An 18,580-nucleotide genomic window follows, 5' to 3' on the forward strand; every position below is an offset into this window, starting at 1 on the left:
ATAAAGCTGCTAAATTCAAAGATTGAAGATCTTCTCGACTTTATAACTTTTCAATTATGAAAGGAGAGGTATCGCATGGGCTTACTATTGTATTTAATCATTGGCGGTATCATCGGTTGGTTTGCGAGCTTAGTTCTGGAAAAAGACATGCCGGGCGGAGTCGTAGGTAACGTTATTGCTGGTATCGTCGGCGCATGGATTGGAGGCAGATTACTCGGTAATTGGGGTCCTAAACTCGCCGATTTTTACCTCATCCCCGCAATCATCGGGGCACTTATCTTTGTAATTATCTTAGGTTTTGTTATGAAATCAACGCGTAAGAGATGGTGATTACAAGGTAGCCAAGAAAGAACACTAGCTGTTTAGTGTTCTTTTTTTATTCAGTAGGATCTCTTTGCAACCTGTAAGATTTCCTCAACAACCGCATGCCAGCCTTTATGATACTTTGATGCTTCCCTAGGTTGAATGAAGGTTCTTCTACTCGATTCGAATGCCGCATCAAAAGGATGTAAGTGCGTGATGTCCATCCGGAAAAAAACTTGATAGCCTATTTTCGGGTAAGGACTTTGTTCATTCCACAATGGATTTTCATTGTGATTGATTTCAATCGCCCCTAGGAGTAAGCACTCGCCTTCGACATATCCTTCTTCCATTGCCTCACGTTTAAAACAATCCTCAGCCGTTTCACCATCTTCAATATGGCCGCCTGGAAAATCCCATCCTCGGTCATTCAAATCGACCATCATTAACTTTTCATGTTGAAAACAGAAGCCATGAACGCTAGTGATGAGCGCTGTTTTGGGCAGCAAGCCTGGTTTCCATGTCAGCTTTAACTTGTGGCCGCCCCAATCTACGTGAGTTGTTGTAATTCTGTTTGAACGCCATTCAATCGCTTTTTCTACAAGTTTTTTTACAAATTGTTCTTTCCCATCCTGGTATTGATGCGTGTTATGAGGAAACCATTTTGCGAGTTCTCTTTTCAAGTCGCCATATTTTTTGGCTTCTATTGGATGTACCAGTAAATATTCTTTGAAATCCAAGTGGACTTGTATGGCTTCGTCTCCGGTTTGAAATATATGTACATGATGCGTTCTATTGGCTTTCCCCTTTGGAAAATACCTTCTGTCTGGAATTCCAAATTCGCCTTTGGATTCGTAACCGATTGACTTCATCAAGTCGTTATATAAATCCACAGCTCCAATATTTTTTACAACAATTAATATATCAATTATCGGTTTCGCATAGCCGACCGGCGGGATTGATGTGCTTCCGATATGAAAAATATCTATTAGTTCATCTGCAAGTACCTCTTTCAGAATTTCTTCTTCCGCAAGATAAAACTTTTCCCATTCAGCCGTCCAAGGATGAATAACTGTTTTCCTCATCAACTTCCTCGCTTTCTAGTAATTTATATAGTTCCACCGCTGATTATGGAAGAGCCTCGATTTCTCACAAATCTTCATCTGTTTTCCTGCTATATTCCATCAACCAACAATCACGATACGCACCTTCATGCAGCTCTCTTTTCGGAAGCAATTTAACCTTTTCAAAACCACATGTTTCGTAACATCGTATGGCACGATCATTCTGCGTTTGCGGGTCCATTACTAGCCTATCAGCCCCTTTTTTGTGAATTAAATACTCCACAACAGAACTGATCAGCTTTGTGCCTATTCCTTTATTCCAATACAGAGATTCACCGATAAACTGATCCATCCCATAAATGACATCATTTGAAGCCGGATAACCATAAAGCCCTCTCTCTTCAACGTCAATTTCATAAAACTGAACATAACCAATGGGCGTTTCTTTATATTCAATTAGACAACGAGTCACATCGTCTTCATCACCAAAAAACTCCCGCTCGACTTTTTCTACGTCAAAAGGGTTATCGCGACCTTCGTAATACTGTAAAACTTCAGGATTTGAAAGCCATTTTGCTAGTTTGGTTTTATCATTTTTTACTAATTCACGAACTCGTATATCTTCTTCTTTGATAATAAAATTTTCCATTAAATTTAGCCCAACATCCTCACGAATGTGCCATTAATGATTATGATCACAGGAATTCCTCCATCATTCATGTGCCTTCATATGTCAAAAACGGCTCATACATCATAATCGCATGGTTTTCCGTAATAAACTCATCATCGATTTGCTCGCCGCTCATATTGTATACTTCTCTATAAATCGCATTGTGCCTTACGTAACCACCCCATGACTCCAACGAGAATCGATGATCTTTTTCATGTACTTTATACGTCCTCGTTGACGGCACCGTCGCACGCCATTCCCCAACCAAATCATGGTCTGTTAAATAGATAACGAGCTGGTATTGCTCATTTGTTTCGTTCTTTATTTGCAAGTCAAGATAATTGTATGCGCACGTAGCGCCGCTTCCGAATGGCTGCTTTCGATTTGAATCTGGAAACACGTCATAGCTGTGACGATACCTTTCCGTCACTGTAAGAGGTGTGTGAAGCGTTATCCAATAGATCAAATTCGATAGCTGACAAAGGCCACCGCCAATTCCCATTGTGACTTTCCCGTAATGCAACACCATTCCTTCGACATACCCTTTACGTTTCGTCGGGTTTCCGATTAAACGCCAATAAGAGAATGTTTCACCTGGTTGCATGACAAGTCCATTTAATCGCTTCGTTGCAATTTTCAAATTCGTAATCTTATTGTGTTGCAACTCCATATCGACTTCTTTCAACTTGCGAAGTAATGGCGTTCGATGTTGGATAATCACATGGCTAAGCTTTTCATCAGACAACTTTTTTGCATACTTTCTACCATCCGTATACCACTCCGAATAACGCTTCAATCGATAAGCCTTCTTTCCAAAATAAATTCTAAACTTGCTTCTTTTTTTAGGTTGTAATGAAATCAAAATCAGAGCGCCCCCTAACTTTTCATTTTCATAGTAATTCGATAACGATATGCATTTCACCTGCTAATTACTGCGCGTTGTCTTCGTAAACATGCCACTCACTGAAATAGCAACGACGGCTGGCTGGATAACACATATACTTTGGTTACAAAGAAACTGGAGGCGTTACTATGACAATCGTTACAGTTAGCAACCTGCGGAAATCATACGGGACAAATAATGTACTGAAAGGGCTGGATTTTCAAGCGCGCGCAGGAGAGGTTATCGGGGTGATTGGAAAAAACGGTGCGGGAAAATCTACATTTCTCGAAATTCTTATGACAATTAGAAACTACGACAAGGGGAACGTTATCGTATTAAGTAAAGACATAAAATCACTTTCGACAAATCAACTTGAACATATTCGCAAACAAATTTCCGTCGTATTGCAACCTACACAGTTTTACAAAACATTAAAAGTTGGTGAGTTACTCAAATTATTCAAAGCCTATTACAAATCAGCAATCGATATTGAAAAAATCATCAATGATTTCAAATTGGGACCGCATCGAAAAAAATATTTCGATAAGTTGTCGGGTGGTTGGAAACAAATCGTCAGTTTGGCCATCGCATTTTTATCACAACCGAAATTGCTAATTTTGGATGAACCGACAACCGGATTGGATCCACATATGCGTAATATCCTCTGGTCGTACATCAACGATTACAACAAAAGAACTGGTGGGACAGTCATTTTGACAACGCATAATATGGATGAAATCGAATTGTATTGCGATAAAGTGATGCTTATCAATAATGGGGTCAATGAAGTATTTGATTCGACGGAAGGTATTTTAGGTCTAGGTTATAAATCAATCCATGAATTTTATCTCACGAAAGTAACGATATAAGGGGGAATTTGAATGTTGGCGACCCAATTAAAATATGACTTACTGATGTTTTCAAGGGAATTATTTTACTTGATTTTCACAATTATCGTACCACCTGCAACTTATATCTTCTTGGGACAATTATATGGCGATCAAACATATGCTGGAAACCTTAGTTATGCAGAAACGTATACACCGTCATTTATCTTACTGATCACATTCGGTGTCATCTTTTTCGCATTCGGATTCGATCAAGTGATGAATCGTACAACCGGCGTCGAAAAGCGTATCAGTCTTTCTCCAGTTCCTCAAAACATGCTTATACTCTCAGGTATTTTGAGATCTATCATCATTACAAGTATCGGTTTTTTACTAATTTTCATCATCGGGGTGCTCGTTTACGAATTATCATATGAACCCGTTCGGTTTTTAAGCGCCTATGGTTTCTTCATCCTGCTGAACGCAGTGTTACTGATTATTTCTTCAGCTATCTATTCTTTATTCAAAAGTATGAACGCAGCACTTGTTTTTTCTATCATCATTTTTCAAATTGTTATCTTTACCGGGGGATTTACAATGCCGATCAGCATGATGCCAAAATTTGTTCAAGTAATTGCTGAAATTAATCCGCTCTACCACATGAATAATTTATTTATCGCGATTTGGAATGGACAGCAAACATTCAATAACAGTACGCTTATTTCCATTGGCTATATTACTGGTCTGGTCATTATTTCACTGACTTTCATCCGATTTTCAAAGAAGAGACGAATTTCTTAAAGACAATCATCTTTTAAACAGATACACTATTAACAAGAGAGGTGTCTGAGTTGAAAGTATCTTTGATGATTGATAGTGACTATAAAGAAACTAAAGTAACGATTGAAACGCCTGAACTGGATGATTCAGTACAGGAGATTCTCGATTTCATAAAAGGTAGAGAAACAGAGTTCCTAGTCGGAAAAGATGGCGAGATGCAGCATATTATGAAGCCCGATGAGATCCATTACTTTCACACCGAAAAGGACGCCGTTGTCGCTGTTACAGCTGATGGATCTTTTAAAATACGAGAAAAACTGTATGAACTTGAACAAATTCTTCCACCAACTAAATTCATACGATTATCGAAATCGGTTATTGCCAATCTTCATGAATTGAGCCGATTTGAAGCGTCGTTTAACGGTACACTATGCGTGTATTTTAAGTCAGGTGCGAAAGAATATGTGTCGCGAACCTACGTCAATGCCATTAAAGAAGCACTGAAAATGAACAGGAGGAATAACGCGTGAAAACCTTTTTATTTAGAAGCATAATCGGGATTTTCTTCGGCGCATTTCTTGCGGTGATCGTGACGAATTCAGTGGTCTATTTTGGTAACCAAGATATGCTAGACGGCCAGGTGTTCATGAAGAACTCACTAGGTTCTATATTTTGCGGGTGGTTTTTCACAGTGAGTCCACTTTATTTTGAGAATACTAGATTACGACTTTCCCAACAAACTGCGCTTCACTTCGCGACCGTTGTTGTATCGTACTTCATTCTAGCGTTTGGGATTGGCTGGATTCCATTTACGTTGAAAAGTTTTTTAGTGATGTTTGCAATGTTTATCTTCATCTATTTCATTTTCTGGACTGCCTTCTATCTTTATTTCAGAAAACAAGCACAGAAATTGAATGCGGAACTTAATGGTCTTTGAATCGCAAAATCTGCACCAGTAATATAACCGTGCGGGTTTTCGTTGCGAATGGGTGAAGTGCGCTGTATCCCACACCCTGTATCTTCGTATGAAAAAATCGCACCAGGAGATGAATCCCAGTGCGACATATTATTTACTTCGTTTTTTGTAGAATAACCACTTTTAAATAGTTGAATTCCGGGAAGTCCCGATTTGTACGGAAGTCTCTTGGTAATGAGGATTCCTCGAGAATCTTATACTTTGACCCTGCATCAGTAAATGCTTTTTCAATAAACGTTTTGAATCGCTTCATGCCGAATGATGCGTTGTTCGTTGAAGCTACGATAACCCCATTTTTCTCCGTAATCGCAATCGCATCCATTAGTAAAGCTGGATAATCCCTTGCAGTACTGAACGTATACTTTTTGGAACGTGCAAAGCTAGGTGGATCCAGAATGACAAGATCAAATTTCAATTCGTGACGTTTCGCATAACGGAAATAATCGAACACATCCATTACTCGGATTTCTTGTTGCTCATAGTCAAATCCGTTAACGCTTAACTGTTCGATTGTTTTTGCCTCACTGCGGCTTGCCAAATCAATATTGGTTGTCTTTTGAGCACCACCATGAAGGGCTGCGACCGAAAATGCACCTGTGTAAGAAAATGTGTTTAGCACATTTTTCCCTTCGGAATAATTTTCACGAATCGATTGGCGAACGTCTCTTTGATCAAGGAAAATACCAGTCATTGCACCATCATTCAAGTCGATGGCAAAGTTCATGCCGTTTTCTTTTACGATAATCGGAAAATCACCTTGTTCACCGCGTACAAAATCATCTTGTTCGATGTATTGGCCTTTTGTATCGAAGCGTTTCTTTTCATAAATCCCTTTGTAGTCAACGATTTTTTCAAGGACACCGTACACATGATGTTTGAGTGAGTAAATTCCAGCACTATACCAACTTACCATGAAAAATCCATCGAAATAATCAATGGTCAATCCACCAATTCCGTCGCCCTCACCATTAAATACGCGAAAAGCTGTTGTTATCGGATCGTCGAAATAAGATTCGCGACGTTCAAGCGCTTTTCTAATCTTTCCTTCAAAAAAATCAAAGTCAATTGGCTCGTCTTCATTTCTTGAAAGAACCCAGCCAATTCCTTTGTTTTGCTCGCCATAATAACCCTTTGCAACAAATCGCCAGTTGCGATCTACCAAACGGATTATGCTTCCTTCTGCTTTTAGTACTTCCGGGTTTAGGGCTGCCTCTTTTAAAATTAATGGGTAGCCTTTTTTTATATCTGCAATACTTTTTGCATTTAGTTGTAAATCAATTGTCTTTGTCATGTTTTCATCCATTCCGTCTTTTTTCTTATTATCGCATGTTTTGCCTAAAATTGCGAAAATGAAAAAGAGCCCCCTACTTTAGAAGCTCTCCTAATTATGAAAGTATACGAACCGCCAAGTGTCGCCACATGCCCACGCGATGCGGGGTTGGCACCCGTCCTTCAATTCCTCTTACATTCCGAATATATGATTGCAGCTCACCTTCGTAAACAGGTTTTAAACATTTCAATTGCGCAAAATGATGTGGCTGTACTAGGTTCGGCTTTATTGCAAACATTTTTATACCACTATCATTCACAACCGTAGCCACAAATTGTGAACAAAAGAATGCATGTTTTCTTTGCAAATCTTTATTTATCGCAACTGCGAATAAACCAATGAAATTATACCTATAAAGTTCCTTGGTCAATTCAATTTGACGGATTTTAATTTGCATTCTGATATATTCTTCAGTCGTCACCTCACAACTATAAATCGCACAATCCGCTTGTTCGAAGATGCCTTCAACGACATTTTCTTTAACAAAACCACCCACAAATGGATTATGTCGTTGTTTCCTTCCGAAACTATACATCTCAGTCAACTGTTCATCAAATGCGATTGATGCATGATTTAAATCTTTTCGCGTATACATGCCAATCGCCTTGGATAATAGTGTCCCTGTATCCGTTAGCACAATGTATATTGTCTTTTTCCCCATGGCAATCCCCCCTTACTTCCCCGTTCACGGGAAGCATTAGTTGCCTCCCTATTGGTTAATGTCTAACTTTATTATGTCCCATCCCGAATAAGTATTAAACCGGCTTAGGTGGGGAACCTGTCTACGACCCGGGACCTATTTTTACTTCAGATAAAATAAAAATAATTTTTGGAGTTTCTTTCTATTATAACCATTATACGTTGGAAAATGGAGGAAAGTTTCAAGTTTTCATTTATTTCGAACTGCGAATGAACTATAAAACGTAACGCCTGTACTGGAAACGTTTATGAATACTGAACTAGCGTACTTTATTAATTCCACCCTATATCCTTAAATCCCTTCATAGAAAATAATTTTTCATTCCCATCTGCCATCCATCCGTCGATTAAGTATTCTCCTCACAATCAGAGCTACGCCCATACCCATAGAAATAATGGCGATCAACAAACCCATAATCCGATCATTTAGTTGACCATTTTCAATAAAGGGATGCTCTGCACTAAAAATAAATGGAGCAGTTGAAAAGAAACCCATTATCGCGGTTAATCCCAATAAAACTACAAGTAAAATCGGATAGTCATTCTTACTAAAATATGCATTTTTAGAAATTGACATGACCGCGAAATATAGGCCAGGAATCCAAACCATTATAAAAGCTTCAAGTAAAGGAGATGCCCACACACCATAACCTTCCTTTATGTAACCGTTAAGTCCAATTAGAATCATTACTAATATAAATGACTGAAACGCAATTTTATGTCTAGTCGCGATTTGAAATTCATCATATCGAGCGTTTTTCATTTTCATTCCTCCCAAAATAGATCATTTAGTGTTAGATTAAGCGCTTTGCAAATTGCGATACAAAGATTTAATGACGGATTGTAATCCCCGTTTTCTATCGCATTCATCGTTTGGCGTGTAACTCCAACGATGTCCGCTAATTTAGCTTGCGACAAATCTTTTGCTGCGCGTGCCGCCTTTAATCGTAGATTTTTCTTCATCGCAATTCCTCCTATTAATGTCATTATAGTCAACGAAAAAGTAAGTGTCAATTATACCCGACACTCCGTAATGTATATTTGACATGAAAGAAAAAAATAGAAGTACAGAGAATAGACATCTGTACTTCCAGTATTAATTAATCCTATCGCCAACCGCTAATTCGATCCGCTTTTTCGATGAATGCCGCGGATAATGCAGACAATCGTGCGGACAGGAGTTCTTTTCTCCCTTCAAATGTTCGCGTGTATACAAGTTCAGCTTCGCCGACTCGCTTTTTCCATTCGGTTTGCAAAAACTGAGCATGCTCTTTTTTGCGCCCTAATTCTTGCGGAACCGCATGAATATCTGTTCTTTTAAACACTTTGCCAGCTTGTCGAATCAGTAAGTATCTGGGGTTTTCGATTGGGTCTATAAATTCTTTCATCGCTTTCATAAACACATTTTTATCATGCGTTGTTCCTGCCCTGAGCCAACATGTATAAGCTCCAAAACCCTCATTTGTTACATGAATCATTCCTTTTTGAAAAGGCGTACGAACTAGTTTTGCATTATGTAAAGACACATATAGCGCTTCACCAATTTCTTTCATGCTCGATTCGACAGATGGATGCCTAACATAGAGTTTTGCGACCTTGAAAACTGAAGGTAATCCAAACAAGATACCAAGTAGGATTCCGTAAAATAAACCCATTCCCATCGATACTTCTTTGAACCTCCATAGCAGTTTAGCTGCATCGACCATTCCGCCTGCTGTCGTAAATCCAGCAAACCAGAGTAAGCCCCTTAAAGAGTGCTGTAAGAAAAATGGACGTGGCCATGATTTTCTATCCGCCACAATTTCTTCAGTCATCTCACTTCCATTTGAAATCGCGTGTGCCCATCTCATAAATAAGCGATCGCGATTGGATGATCTCGTAAATGTTTTCTCGTTCATGATCCTAATTTTTTCAGGTGTGAAAGGTGGATGGTCCAATCTTAAGCGAGCAATTCCAGTTTCAATAACATCCTTTTCAACGCCCACTCCAACGAGCGAGCGAAAACGCCGCTCCAGTAACTCGAAATCATAGCCCATATTATCTAAATCTCGATTTACACACACAAGGTGCCAGATTGAGGATGTTTTTTCTGGATTGTTTCGATCCACCCGTATCGCTCGTCCGCGCATTTGATTTGATTGCATAAAGGAACCGACATAAGAGGCCATGATTAGCGAATTAACACACGGCGCATCCCAGCCTTCTCCGAGTAGTGCTGCGGTTCCGACAAGCACATCGATTTCACCTTCTGTAAATACCTCCGTCAAGATTGAAACGACTTGTTGACGATTTCCAGCATTCAATTCCGTACGGATGAAAGCAGGATCGTGCGTCAATTCTTTCCACTGTAGTTGACAATCTTCGCGTATCGCAATTTCTTCGACAAGTTTTTGTGCTTCCTTCGGTATGATGACAAGGGAACCTGTTAAGATAGCTGCATTCACTTTCATACCAAGTTTTCGTCTAATTTCCTCAAAGATCGGCACAACCCCGATTCGGGTGAGTGGCAACTCGTCCCCCTTACGATTCGGTAAATCGGGTAATCGAATATAATCAGTCAAAATAACCATGCGCAAATTCTCTTGTAGTAACGTCTTTTCATAGTCTACAATTTCCCGAATGCTATTCAGCTTCGATACACTTTGCGTAAGTTTTCGATTCATCTCGCTAGTGGATTGTAAACGCACTTTTTTCCGCTCAATCGCACCCATTCTCGTTAACTGTCTTTTAACATTTTGTTGAAATTCTTTATCAATTTTCAGACGCTCATCTGTGAATAAAATCCCCGTTAACAGCTCTTCCAACCATTCAAAAGAGAATGCGGGCATATCTTTTTCAGAAACCCCGATGACAGGCAACGCTTCCTTATATTTATCGCTACCAACATGGTTTAAAAAAATCAATATGCTTGAAAAGTAAGCGGGTTGTTCTAATATTTCTTCGACATATTCCATTGGATCCATTAACCAAGGGTGGTTCTCAAGCAAGTTCTTACTCCGCTCATCATGAATAAAAGATTCGATAAACTTATGCGCTTCATCTCTAAAGTGAAGGATCATTTTCAGTTCCTCATCTTCGGGTGCTGAAAAATGCACATAGTCTTGATGCGGGCATAACTCTTTTGCTTTGACGAGTTCAGGCACGCTAATTTCGATATCGATGGTGCCACATAACTCTATATACCTTTGCCATTCTGACGCTGAAACGTCAAATGGCGGTGTTGCAGTTAAGGATACTGCATAGCTATTCTTAAGTTCGTTCCGAAGTTGCATCATCGAATGCCACCAAGCAGTTCGTAAATGATGCGCTTCGTCTAAAATAAGTGTGCCAAAACCGATTGCTTTTATTTTTTGTTGGATCCGTGCACTTTCACTCAAGATAATTGGTGCCTCTTCTAGTAGCTCACCATCATCGACTTGCTCTTCCTCGACATCAGGAGCATCATTCTTCCTATAGATACTATGTAAAGATTGATAGGTTGTAATGGTGATAAATTTCGGGTTTTTAATATCCATGGAAATCCAATCCGGTTGCTCGTCTTTTAAGAATAGCGCCGTAAATCGATCTTTCCATTGTTGTTTAATCGCCAATGTAGGCGCTACGATTAATGTTGCTTGATTCAACCGCAACATGACTTCAAGTCCAAGCACCGTTTTCCCTGATCCAGGCGGCGCGACCAGGTGAAGTTTTTTATTTTTTAAATGAGTATCAAGTTCGTTTAGCACCCTGCTTTGATAGGACCGCCATTCATAGCAAAACTGAATCCCTTTCGGAAATTTTTTCATAAGACAATCCCCCTTCTATGGTCATATACGGTTTGACTGACAGCTAAGTTTCACTATAACAAAAAGACATCCACTAAATAGCAGATGCCCCCATAAAACTATTCTTTAAACAAACTCTTCGAATAAAGCAAACCGACAATCCCAACAATCGTAAATAAGATTGCCCGTATTAATATCGAAACAGCACCCAAGTCGATGATGAATAACTTCAGTACGCATAATACGATTAACCCTGCGCCGATGAATTTAACATATTTCCAATCGAGTTTCCTTCCGATACTGACTGACGCAAATGCGAATGCAAACAACAAGAATGTGTGTGCCAGAAGGATAAACTCTGTATCCCACTTATACGTATGCACAAATGTCAGGAACCATTTATTCAAAAAGATGAAGTAAACGACTTGCATAATGATTGCCAAAAGCGGGAGTTTAACACTAAATTTCGCTAGTTTGATCAAGAATTTATCTTTCATGATGGTAATAAATAAAATGGTGAGTCCAATTAAATAAAGTACTTCAACGGATAGATTGAACATGTATTTTTCAAATTCAATGTATGTCGCTAACCGAACCCCCATTGTGATCAATCCTAAAAAGAGGTATAGAATAACCGCTGAATACGCAAGGTACTTCCCTCGCGCCCATTTCGAAAACTGGATCATGCTGCCGATTGCGACAATCATGACAAGTAAATGGATATGTTCATTTGTCGCAAAACCGATTTTAAAGTCGGATAAGGCAACGGCGGTGAGTTTCAGCAGATATACAAGCAAAATTATTTGCCCGCCAATTAAACTTTGATCGATTTTCTTTAGATCGACTTTTAAATTTTTAGGTAAAAATTGATAGGCCGTATAGTAGAGAAATCCAAGTGTCAACAACAATACAATCCAAGACAAGTTCTCCAACGACATCAAGTCATAAATCCCTGTCGCGAGAAAAACTGCGGACCCCGCCATAATATAAATAAACGAGCTCGTTGCAATGGTTCTTTTTGTTTGATATCGAAAGCCCACCCACAAACCGGCTGCACCATTGATGAGCAATAAGATAATCTTTGTTATGCCATTATCCATGTTAAATACCAATACAAATGCACTTATTGCAAGTATCGCCACAGCGGAGAATACGCCTAACAGTAAATCGTCTTTTTTGGAAAATGAAATCACAGAAAGTGCGATATAAAGTACTGCGAATAGACCAAATACGATTATTTCCTGATTGTACGTCAGTACTTTTATCCACCCTAGCGCGAATACGAAATTCGAATAAATCAGCGCTTCGGTAAATACATGCCGCTCGATTTTCCCTTTCAAATAAAATACTAGCAGTAACATATGTTGAAGTAAAACAGTACCGACAATGATTGGTTCGTCACCGATTTCCCCGCTTAATACACCGTATGTCACCAATGTTAAATGGAACAGAAGAAATGAAATGTAAAAAGAAATTTTGTGTTTTTGTCTCAGCGAAACATAAAACAAAGATAAGAACAGTATTAGGATGTACGCACAAAACTGAATAGATGTCGCGCTTTCGCCTTCAAGTAAAAACGGAAGTAAGAATCCTGCGATTGCTGAAAAGATGGTGAGTGTTTCTGACTTTGTTTTCTCAGACAACCATAATCCGGCTGCAATATAAGCGACACCGACAATAAATGCCACGATAAAACTAAAATAACCGTAGAGATGATGGGCTGCAAATGTTGTGAGAATCCCAAGCGCGATAAAACCGCCGAGCAAGGTTAGACCGAATACTTTATTCTTCTTCCCGTAGTACTTCATTCCAAAGTAATAAAGAAGACCGGTCCCAACATATCCCATCACGATTCTGACAGGATTTGTGATGAATCCGTTGTCCATGCCAACTTTCAGCCCCCAAAGGACGCCTAATAGTAAAATGAACATAAACACGCGTGGTAGCCATTGACTCAAAGCCTTCTCGAAGTCAAATTCCTTTTTCACAGGTTTCGTAACGACTACCTTTACTTGTTCACTAGGTGTTTCTAATGGTTTAAAAGGTCTTTCAGACTTCGCGACTTGTACCGGTTTGCCCATCAACTGTGCTTGTTGTTCTTTCAACAGCTTCATTTCTTTTTCTAAATGCTCGAGCCTTTTTAGAATTTCCTGCTGATCCTCAGCCATTTTCGCCCTCCTCCACCTAACCTATTTTATGAATACAAAAAAGATGCTACCCTACTAATTTACAAGTAGAGTAGCATTCTTCATTTTCCAACTATTACTAATTAGTTTACCAAACATTCAATCAAACATACAACCTTATTCTATAGGTATATCTGTTTCGATTTGGTCTCTTTTATTATGCTTCGCTTTAATGAAGAACAATACCGCTAAAATGACTGTTAAAACAATCCCAATAATATAAGATACATTCAAGTCTAGGTTAAATCCAATCTTCTGATTTAGAATATAGACAAATACCATATAGGTAATGAACAGCGCTGGTACTAGCGAAATAATGTAGTTCTTTCCTTTAATAAATAGATACATTGTCGCGATCCACAATGCAATCGCCGCAGTGGCTTGGTTCGCCCAGGAGAAGTATCGCCATAATAGATTAAAGTCAATTTGCGTCAACATTGCTGAAACTGCAAATAATGGAATCGCGATCATTAATCGTTTAACAACTTTTGCTTGATCGATTTTTAGATAATCAGCAATGATGGAACGTGCCGCACGGAATGCTGTGTCTCCAGATGTAATCGGAAGGACAATCGCGCCTAATACGGCAATCGTTCCACCCACAGCGCCGAGTAATGTCATTGAAACCTCATTTACCACGGAAGAAGGTGTCCCAGTTTTGATGAATTCACTCAAAGTCTGTCCATCAAGTAAGCTCATTGCAGCTGCTGCCCAAATCATAGCGATTACAGCTTCGGCAATCATCATTCCGTAAAATACATAACGGCCTTGTGATTCTTTTTGAACGGTTCTTGAAATTATCGGTGACTGTGTTGCATGGAAACCTGAAAGTGCACCACAAGTGATTGTAAAGAAAAGAATTGGGAAAATCGGCAAATTATCAGGATGCATATTTTCCAAACTCAATTCGGGAATTTTATAGTCCGAGAACAGTAATGCTATTCCAACGCCTATTGTACCAAGTAATAAAACAGCTCCAAAATACGGGTACAGTCTACCAATTATCTTATCAATCGGAAGAATCGTTGATAGGAAATAGTATACAAATATCACAGCGATAATCACCCATAATGCAACCTTCCCATTTATTAAGAGGCTTAATAAAGAAGCCGGCGTTGTAACAAATACAGTTCCAACTAACAATAGCAGTAATAATGCAAAAATATTTACGATATGTCTTGAAAATGCGCCCAGGAACTTTCCTGCTAGTTCAGGAATATGTGCCCCACGATTTCGAATTGAAATCATACCTGTTAAATAATCATGAGTAGCCCCTGCAAAAATTGCGCCTAAAACTATCCATAAAAATGCCACTGGGCCAAATAGCGCACCCATGATTGGACCGAATATCGGACCTGTTCCAGCTATATTTAGAAGCTGAATCAATGCATTTTTATGTTTGTTCATTGGTACGTAGTCCACACCGTCTGCATTTGCATAAGCCGGCGTTTTTCTGGATTCGATTGGATCAAAAACTCTTTCAACAAATTTACCATAAATAAAATAGGCCGCAATTAACACAACAATCGACACTAGAAAAGTAATCATTTATCTCACACACTCCCATTTTTCACGATTTGAATACGCTTTCATTTTATATAAAAGAATTTATACTGAAAACATCCTTCGCTTCTATAGTTTACTAGATGCTTTCAGTTAAAAGCGCATTTCGTCGTATCATGTCGAAAATGGGGGCTAACGTGTACTCTTTATGAGTTAACCTGTACTGCATTTCATAGTTCCAGGCGTTGACGCAAGTCCTTCACGTAGTTTCGGCTAACAGAAAGCTTCTCTTCTCGGCCTTCAAGTTCTAGCTGAAAGGAGCCACTAAACCAGGGTGTTAAGCGACTCACATAATTTAGATTCACGATATAGCCTTTATGAATGCGAAAAAAAGAAAATGCCTCTAAACGGTTTTCCAATTCTTTCAATGATAATTTCACGTCGTATTCTCGCGACCCCGTGACGATTTTCGTCACTCTTTCTTCCCGGTACATATAGATGATATCTGTTACTAAAACATAGTCGATTTCTCCGTCTGTCTCCACAGCCAATTTACCGATTTTGCTTGGTGTGTCATTTGCAGTAGGGGGCGCTAACTGCTTTTCGATTCTGTCGATTGCCTGTTTTAATTGTTCTATGTCATAGGGTTTTAGTAAATAATCAACGGCATTAATCCGAAATGCTTCTGCCGCGAATTGCGGATATGCGGTCGCAAAAATGATAAGCGGAACTTTCTTGATTCCCATTAATGATTTGGCTACTTCCATGCCATTCATTTTAGGCATTTCAACGTCCAAAAAAACGACATCTGGTTGTAGTTGAAGCGCTTGTAAAATAGCCGTTTCGCCGTTTTCGGCTTCGCCCACAACTTGAATTTCCGGAAATTTACTTAGTAAATAGGTTAATTCTTCACGTGCATATCTTTCATCATCGACGATAAGTGTTCGAATTGACGGCATCAATGATTCACCTCCAATTTTGGAATTCGAAATGAAATCTTTGTCCCTTTTCCGATTTCGCTTTCGATTTTTATTGCGCCTTGTTCGCCAAACATCATGATTAAACGACGATTGACATTGAATAGCGCTACACCTGTACCTGTTTCGGATTTCATTTGTTCATTCCCTAATCGCTGAATTCGCTCTGGATCTATTCCCTTTCCATTGTCCTCTACTTTGATTTCAATTTCATGGTCCAGGTCTTGAACGGTCAATTTTATGATACTGTCCTTCTCCATGTCGTGGATACCGTGATGGATCGCGTTTTCAACAATTGGCTGTAATGTGAACGGCGGAATCATTTCTGTGGATAGATTATTATCTACTTCATACAGTATTGTTAACTTATCCACAAATCTAGCTTCTATAATCTCTAAGTAGGCTCTTACATGCGAAAGTTCCTGTTCCAAAGAAACTTTGGAAGCCGTCGTTCCTGTGACGTTTTGCCGTAAAAAATACGACAGTGATGTTAGCAGTTTACGCGCTTGATCAGGATCTGTGCGGATTAAAGACACAATAATATTCATCGAATTAAATAAGAAATGCGGGCTGATTTGCGCTTGTAATGCATTAATCTCGGCTTCTTTGGCCAGTTGATAAGCATGATCCGTTTCCGCTATTTCTAGTTGATTGCTAAGTAATGAGCTCAGCCCTGAGATTAGCTCAATATTGATGTCAGTTATCGCCTTTTTCGAAGGATAATATAATTTCATTGTCCCAATTGTTTCCCCGCGACGAATGAGCGGCGCAATGACAGCTGCGCCTAAAGGACAATTTTTAGCCTCACAATGAATGGTTCCTTCATTAACAACGCTTAACTTTCCACTTTCAATTACCCTCTTGGTTTCAACTGTTTGGATGGGGCTGTTTTCTTTGTGGTGATCGTCAGCTATCCCGACATGAGCCACAATATGCGTTTTATCGGTAAAGGCAACAGCACTTGGCTGAAGTTCGCGGTAAAGAATATTACAGACAGCTGCAGCCGTGGCGTTGTTCATCCCTTTTCTTAGAAACCTGAGTGTTTGATTGGCAATGCGTAGTGTCTTTTGTGCTTGAAGCGCAGTCACTTTTTCCTGGTCGCTCATGACATTATGGACAATTAACAGAAATAGTGCCGCCCCAATACCATTAGCAAGAATCATCGGGATTCCGATAACTTCGACCAATGTAAATGCTTTCTCAAACGGCTTTGAAAGTAACAGGATTAGCCCCATTTGCACAGCTTCAGCAAGTGCCCCGATTCCAAAAGCGACCAGCGGCTTTATGTTCTTTCCCTTCCGGTAAAAAGCGCTAGCTACAATCCCCGCTATAATAGTGGATATGCCGCACGCAAAACCCGTAAAACCGCCTAATGTCATTCGATGAAGTCCTGCTAACAACCCTGCACCGATTCCTAGGCGATATCCACCTAAAAGGCCTGCGACGACAACACCAATTACGCGCGAATTCGCAAGTGCTTCATCCTTCGCAAGTTCCGCCGTGACGCTATTAAAGTGCAAGGTATCCGTATTGAAAGCCACTCCTAAATAAGTGCCTGCTATGCCAAATAATCCAAAGAATAAAATTGCAGTAAGTTCTTGTTTATTATCTAATTTGTCGTGTTGGACTAAGTTTTTAAAGAAGCGCAATCTGGTGAGTATAAATGCGACCGCGATAATTGTTCCGACTCTTTCCAACATGATGATTAGTAAATCGACCAAAATTACGCCTCCCTCTTTGTTACAGTGTATATTATCCAATACTTTTTCGCTTTTGGGAACTTTAATTTATATAAAAAACCAGCCCGTAAGCTGGGCTGGTTTTTACAGTATACTCGACCGACAATTCTATGGCGCTATTAAAATTAGTTATTCTGCGCAAAAACCTTCATGGCATCGCGCATAAATTCAGCAAGCCCGTCGCCAAATTGGTCGATATTCTTTGTAAATCGTTCGTCAGCGACATACATTTCACCGAGTCCTGCGAAAGCTTCTAGAGAATAGTTACCCATTTTGTTCAAAAATGTGTACCATTCTTCAATCCGCGTTTGCGCTTCTTTCGATGCTGGATCTATATGGCGGATTTCAGCTAAACCAAAGTAAATCCGGTTCATATCCTCTCCTATTTCTGGACCAAACTGCGCAACCTTCTTGTTCGACTCATCAACCGCTTTATCACCCCAACGGTTCCTAGCCTCCTGTTCGTATGGGTTCGTACTAAAATCGAATCCTTGAAATTTCTCTTCGTTCGTCATCCTTACCTCTCCCTTCTCATGGCGAATTGTTTTCTCAATCGTATCGATCATTTCATCCAGTTGCTTCCGTTTAGCAATGAGCATTTTTCGCTGCATGTCGAAAGCTTCCTGGCGATCAAACGATGGACTTGAAAGCAATTTCTTTATTTTCTTTAAAGAGAAGCCGAGTTCACGAAAGAACAGAATTTGTTGTAATGTTACAAGGTTTTCTTCGGAATAAATCCGATAGCCCGCTGCCGTCAAATCATCGGGCACAAGCAAGCCGATGTCATCATAATGATGAAGTGTGCGCACACTGACACCGGCCATCTGCGATACTTCTTTCACTTTCATCGCGAGTCGCCTCCCTTCATTAACAACAATAAAC

18 protein-coding genes are annotated in these 18,580 nt (G+C 39.6%); 5 read left to right on the top strand and 13 right to left on the bottom strand.

The genetic code is table 11. The features are described 5' to 3' along the window. Positions 1 to 75: 75 nt before the first annotated feature. Entirely contained in the window at positions 76 to 330 is a 255-nt protein-coding gene (locus tag J4G36_RS13765; protein WP_210470976.1) for a GlsB/YeaQ/YmgE family stress response membrane protein, read from the top strand. Between the two features lie 50 nt (positions 331 to 380). Here J4G36_RS13765 and J4G36_RS18865 read toward each other — a convergent pair whose 3' ends face one another. The 3 genes from J4G36_RS18865 to J4G36_RS13785 form a co-directional block, all read right to left on the bottom strand. Then, positions 381 to 1,385, bottom strand: coding sequence for a GrpB family protein (locus tag J4G36_RS18865; protein ID WP_368668782.1), 1,005 nt, complete (start codon positions 1,383 to 1,385; stop codon positions 381 to 383). Between the two features lie 64 nt (positions 1,386 to 1,449). Next, the gene (locus tag J4G36_RS13780; protein WP_210470977.1) at positions 1,450 to 2,013 is read right to left on the bottom strand and encodes a GNAT family N-acetyltransferase; all 564 of its coding nucleotides are present in this window, start codon (positions 2,011 to 2,013) and stop codon (positions 1,450 to 1,452) included. Between the two features lie 67 nt (positions 2,014 to 2,080). Beyond that, entirely contained in the window at positions 2,081 to 2,902 is an 822-nt protein-coding gene (locus J4G36_RS13785; RefSeq protein ID WP_210471097.1) for a VanW family protein, read from the bottom strand. 164 nt (positions 2,903 to 3,066) lie between these two features. Here J4G36_RS13785 and J4G36_RS13790 point away from each other — a divergent pair, with 164 nt between their 5' ends. The 4 genes from J4G36_RS13790 to J4G36_RS13805 are packed head-to-tail and all read left to right on the top strand — an operon-like array spanning position 3,067 to position 5,461. Then, positions 3,067 to 3,786, top strand: coding sequence for an ABC transporter ATP-binding protein (locus J4G36_RS13790; RefSeq protein ID WP_210470978.1), 720 nt, complete (start codon positions 3,067 to 3,069; stop codon positions 3,784 to 3,786). A 12-nt stretch (positions 3,787 to 3,798) separates the two neighbouring features. After that, positions 3,799 to 4,545: an ABC transporter permease gene (locus J4G36_RS13795; protein WP_210470979.1), complete on the top strand. Its 747-nt coding sequence runs from the start codon at positions 3,799 to 3,801 to the stop codon at positions 4,543 to 4,545. A gap of 50 nt (positions 4,546 to 4,595) precedes the next feature. Then, positions 4,596 to 5,054 carry a LytTR family DNA-binding domain-containing protein gene (locus tag J4G36_RS13800; protein ID WP_210470980.1) on the top strand — a complete coding sequence of 153 codons (459 nt, stop codon included), beginning with the start codon at positions 4,596 to 4,598 and terminating at the stop codon, positions 5,052 to 5,054. After that, the gene (locus tag J4G36_RS13805) at positions 5,051 to 5,461 is read left to right on the top strand and encodes a DUF3021 domain-containing protein (RefSeq protein ID WP_210470981.1); all 411 of its coding nucleotides are present in this window, start codon (positions 5,051 to 5,053) and stop codon (positions 5,459 to 5,461) included. Before J4G36_RS13800 ends, J4G36_RS13805 begins: the two co-directional genes overlap by 4 nt. A 133-nt stretch (positions 5,462 to 5,594) precedes the next feature. Here J4G36_RS13805 and J4G36_RS13810 read toward each other — a convergent pair whose 3' ends face one another. From J4G36_RS13810 to J4G36_RS13855, 10 genes are all read right to left on the bottom strand, one after another. After that, the gene (locus J4G36_RS13810) at positions 5,595 to 6,791 is read right to left on the bottom strand and encodes a class I SAM-dependent rRNA methyltransferase (protein ID WP_210471098.1); all 1,197 of its coding nucleotides are present in this window, start codon (positions 6,789 to 6,791) and stop codon (positions 5,595 to 5,597) included. 94 nt (positions 6,792 to 6,885) lie between these two features. Then, positions 6,886 to 7,491, bottom strand: coding sequence for a hypothetical protein (locus J4G36_RS13815; protein WP_210470982.1), 606 nt, complete (start codon positions 7,489 to 7,491; stop codon positions 6,886 to 6,888). Between the two features lie 357 nt (positions 7,492 to 7,848). After that, positions 7,849 to 8,292 (bottom strand): hypothetical protein, encoded by a 444-nt coding sequence (locus J4G36_RS13820; RefSeq protein WP_210470983.1) that lies wholly within the window; start codon positions 8,290 to 8,292, stop codon positions 7,849 to 7,851. 2 nt (positions 8,293 to 8,294) lie between these two features. Next, positions 8,295 to 8,492 carry a helix-turn-helix transcriptional regulator gene (locus tag J4G36_RS13825; protein ID WP_210470984.1) on the bottom strand — a complete coding sequence of 66 codons (198 nt, stop codon included), beginning with the start codon at positions 8,490 to 8,492 and terminating at the stop codon, positions 8,295 to 8,297. A 143-nt stretch (positions 8,493 to 8,635) separates the two neighbouring features. Then, entirely contained in the window at positions 8,636 to 11,314 is a 2,679-nt protein-coding gene (locus J4G36_RS13830; RefSeq protein WP_210470985.1) for a DEAD/DEAH box helicase family protein, read from the bottom strand. Between the two features lie 98 nt (positions 11,315 to 11,412). Then, on the bottom strand, positions 11,413 to 13,461 hold the full coding sequence (locus J4G36_RS13835) for a DUF2339 domain-containing protein (RefSeq protein WP_210470986.1): 2,049 nt from the start codon (positions 13,459 to 13,461) through the stop codon (positions 11,413 to 11,415). Positions 13,462 to 13,596: 135 nt separating this feature from the next. Next, a complete protein-coding gene (locus J4G36_RS13840; RefSeq protein WP_210470987.1) occupies positions 13,597 to 15,027 on the bottom strand; it encodes a carbon starvation CstA family protein in 1,431 nt (476 codons plus the stop codon). 185 nt (positions 15,028 to 15,212) lie between these two features. After that, positions 15,213 to 15,944 carry a LytR/AlgR family response regulator transcription factor gene (locus J4G36_RS13845; protein WP_210470988.1) on the bottom strand — a complete coding sequence of 244 codons (732 nt, stop codon included), beginning with the start codon at positions 15,942 to 15,944 and terminating at the stop codon, positions 15,213 to 15,215. Next, positions 15,941 to 17,680, bottom strand: a complete 1,740-nt coding sequence (locus J4G36_RS13850; protein ID WP_210470989.1) for a sensor histidine kinase — start codon at positions 17,678 to 17,680, stop codon at positions 15,941 to 15,943. The genes J4G36_RS13845 and J4G36_RS13850 overlap by 4 nt, the downstream gene beginning before the upstream one ends. A gap of 143 nt (positions 17,681 to 17,823) precedes the next feature. Then, positions 17,824 to 18,546 (bottom strand): MerR family transcriptional regulator, encoded by a 723-nt coding sequence (locus J4G36_RS13855; RefSeq protein ID WP_210470990.1) that lies wholly within the window; start codon positions 18,544 to 18,546, stop codon positions 17,824 to 17,826. Between the last annotated feature and the right edge of the window lie 34 nt (positions 18,547 to 18,580).

Source organism: Sporosarcina sp. 6E9 (assembly GCF_017921835.1).
Lineage (GTDB): Bacteria > Bacillota > Bacilli > Bacillales_A > Planococcaceae > Sporosarcina.

Bases quoted from the DNA above. Each gene is read 5' to 3' on its own strand.
- J4G36_RS13765 (WP_210470976.1), top strand. From the start codon at position 76: ATGGGCTTACTATTGTATTTAATCATTGGCGGTATCATCGGTTGGTTT.
- J4G36_RS18865 (WP_368668782.1), bottom strand. From the start codon at position 1,385: ATGAGGAAAACAGTTATTCATCCTTGGACGGCTGAATGGGAAAAGTTT.
- J4G36_RS13780 (WP_210470977.1), bottom strand. From the start codon at position 2,013: ATGGAAAATTTTATTATCAAAGAAGAAGATATACGAGTTCGTGAATTA.
- J4G36_RS13790 (WP_210470978.1), top strand. From the start codon at position 3,067: ATGACAATCGTTACAGTTAGCAACCTGCGGAAATCATACGGGACAAAT.
- J4G36_RS13795 (WP_210470979.1), top strand. From the start codon at position 3,799: ATGTTGGCGACCCAATTAAAATATGACTTACTGATGTTTTCAAGGGAA.
- J4G36_RS13810 (WP_210471098.1), bottom strand. From the start codon at position 6,791: ATGACAAAGACAATTGATTTACAACTAAATGCAAAAAGTATTGCAGAT.
- J4G36_RS13815 (WP_210470982.1), bottom strand. From the start codon at position 7,491: ATGGGGAAAAAGACAATATACATTGTGCTAACGGATACAGGGACACTA.
- J4G36_RS13820 (WP_210470983.1), bottom strand. From the start codon at position 8,292: ATGAAAAACGCTCGATATGATGAATTTCAAATCGCGACTAGACATAAA.
- J4G36_RS13825 (WP_210470984.1), bottom strand. From the start codon at position 8,492: ATGAAGAAAAATCTACGATTAAAGGCGGCACGCGCAGCAAAAGATTTG.
- J4G36_RS13830 (WP_210470985.1), bottom strand. From the start codon at position 11,314: ATGAAAAAATTTCCGAAAGGGATTCAGTTTTGCTATGAATGGCGGTCC.
- J4G36_RS13835 (WP_210470986.1), bottom strand. From the start codon at position 13,461: ATGGCTGAGGATCAGCAGGAAATTCTAAAAAGGCTCGAGCATTTAGAA.
- J4G36_RS13840 (WP_210470987.1), bottom strand. From the start codon at position 15,027: ATGATTACTTTTCTAGTGTCGATTGTTGTGTTAATTGCGGCCTATTTT.
- J4G36_RS13855 (WP_210470990.1), bottom strand. From the start codon at position 18,546: ATGAAAGTGAAAGAAGTATCGCAGATGGCCGGTGTCAGTGTGCGCACA.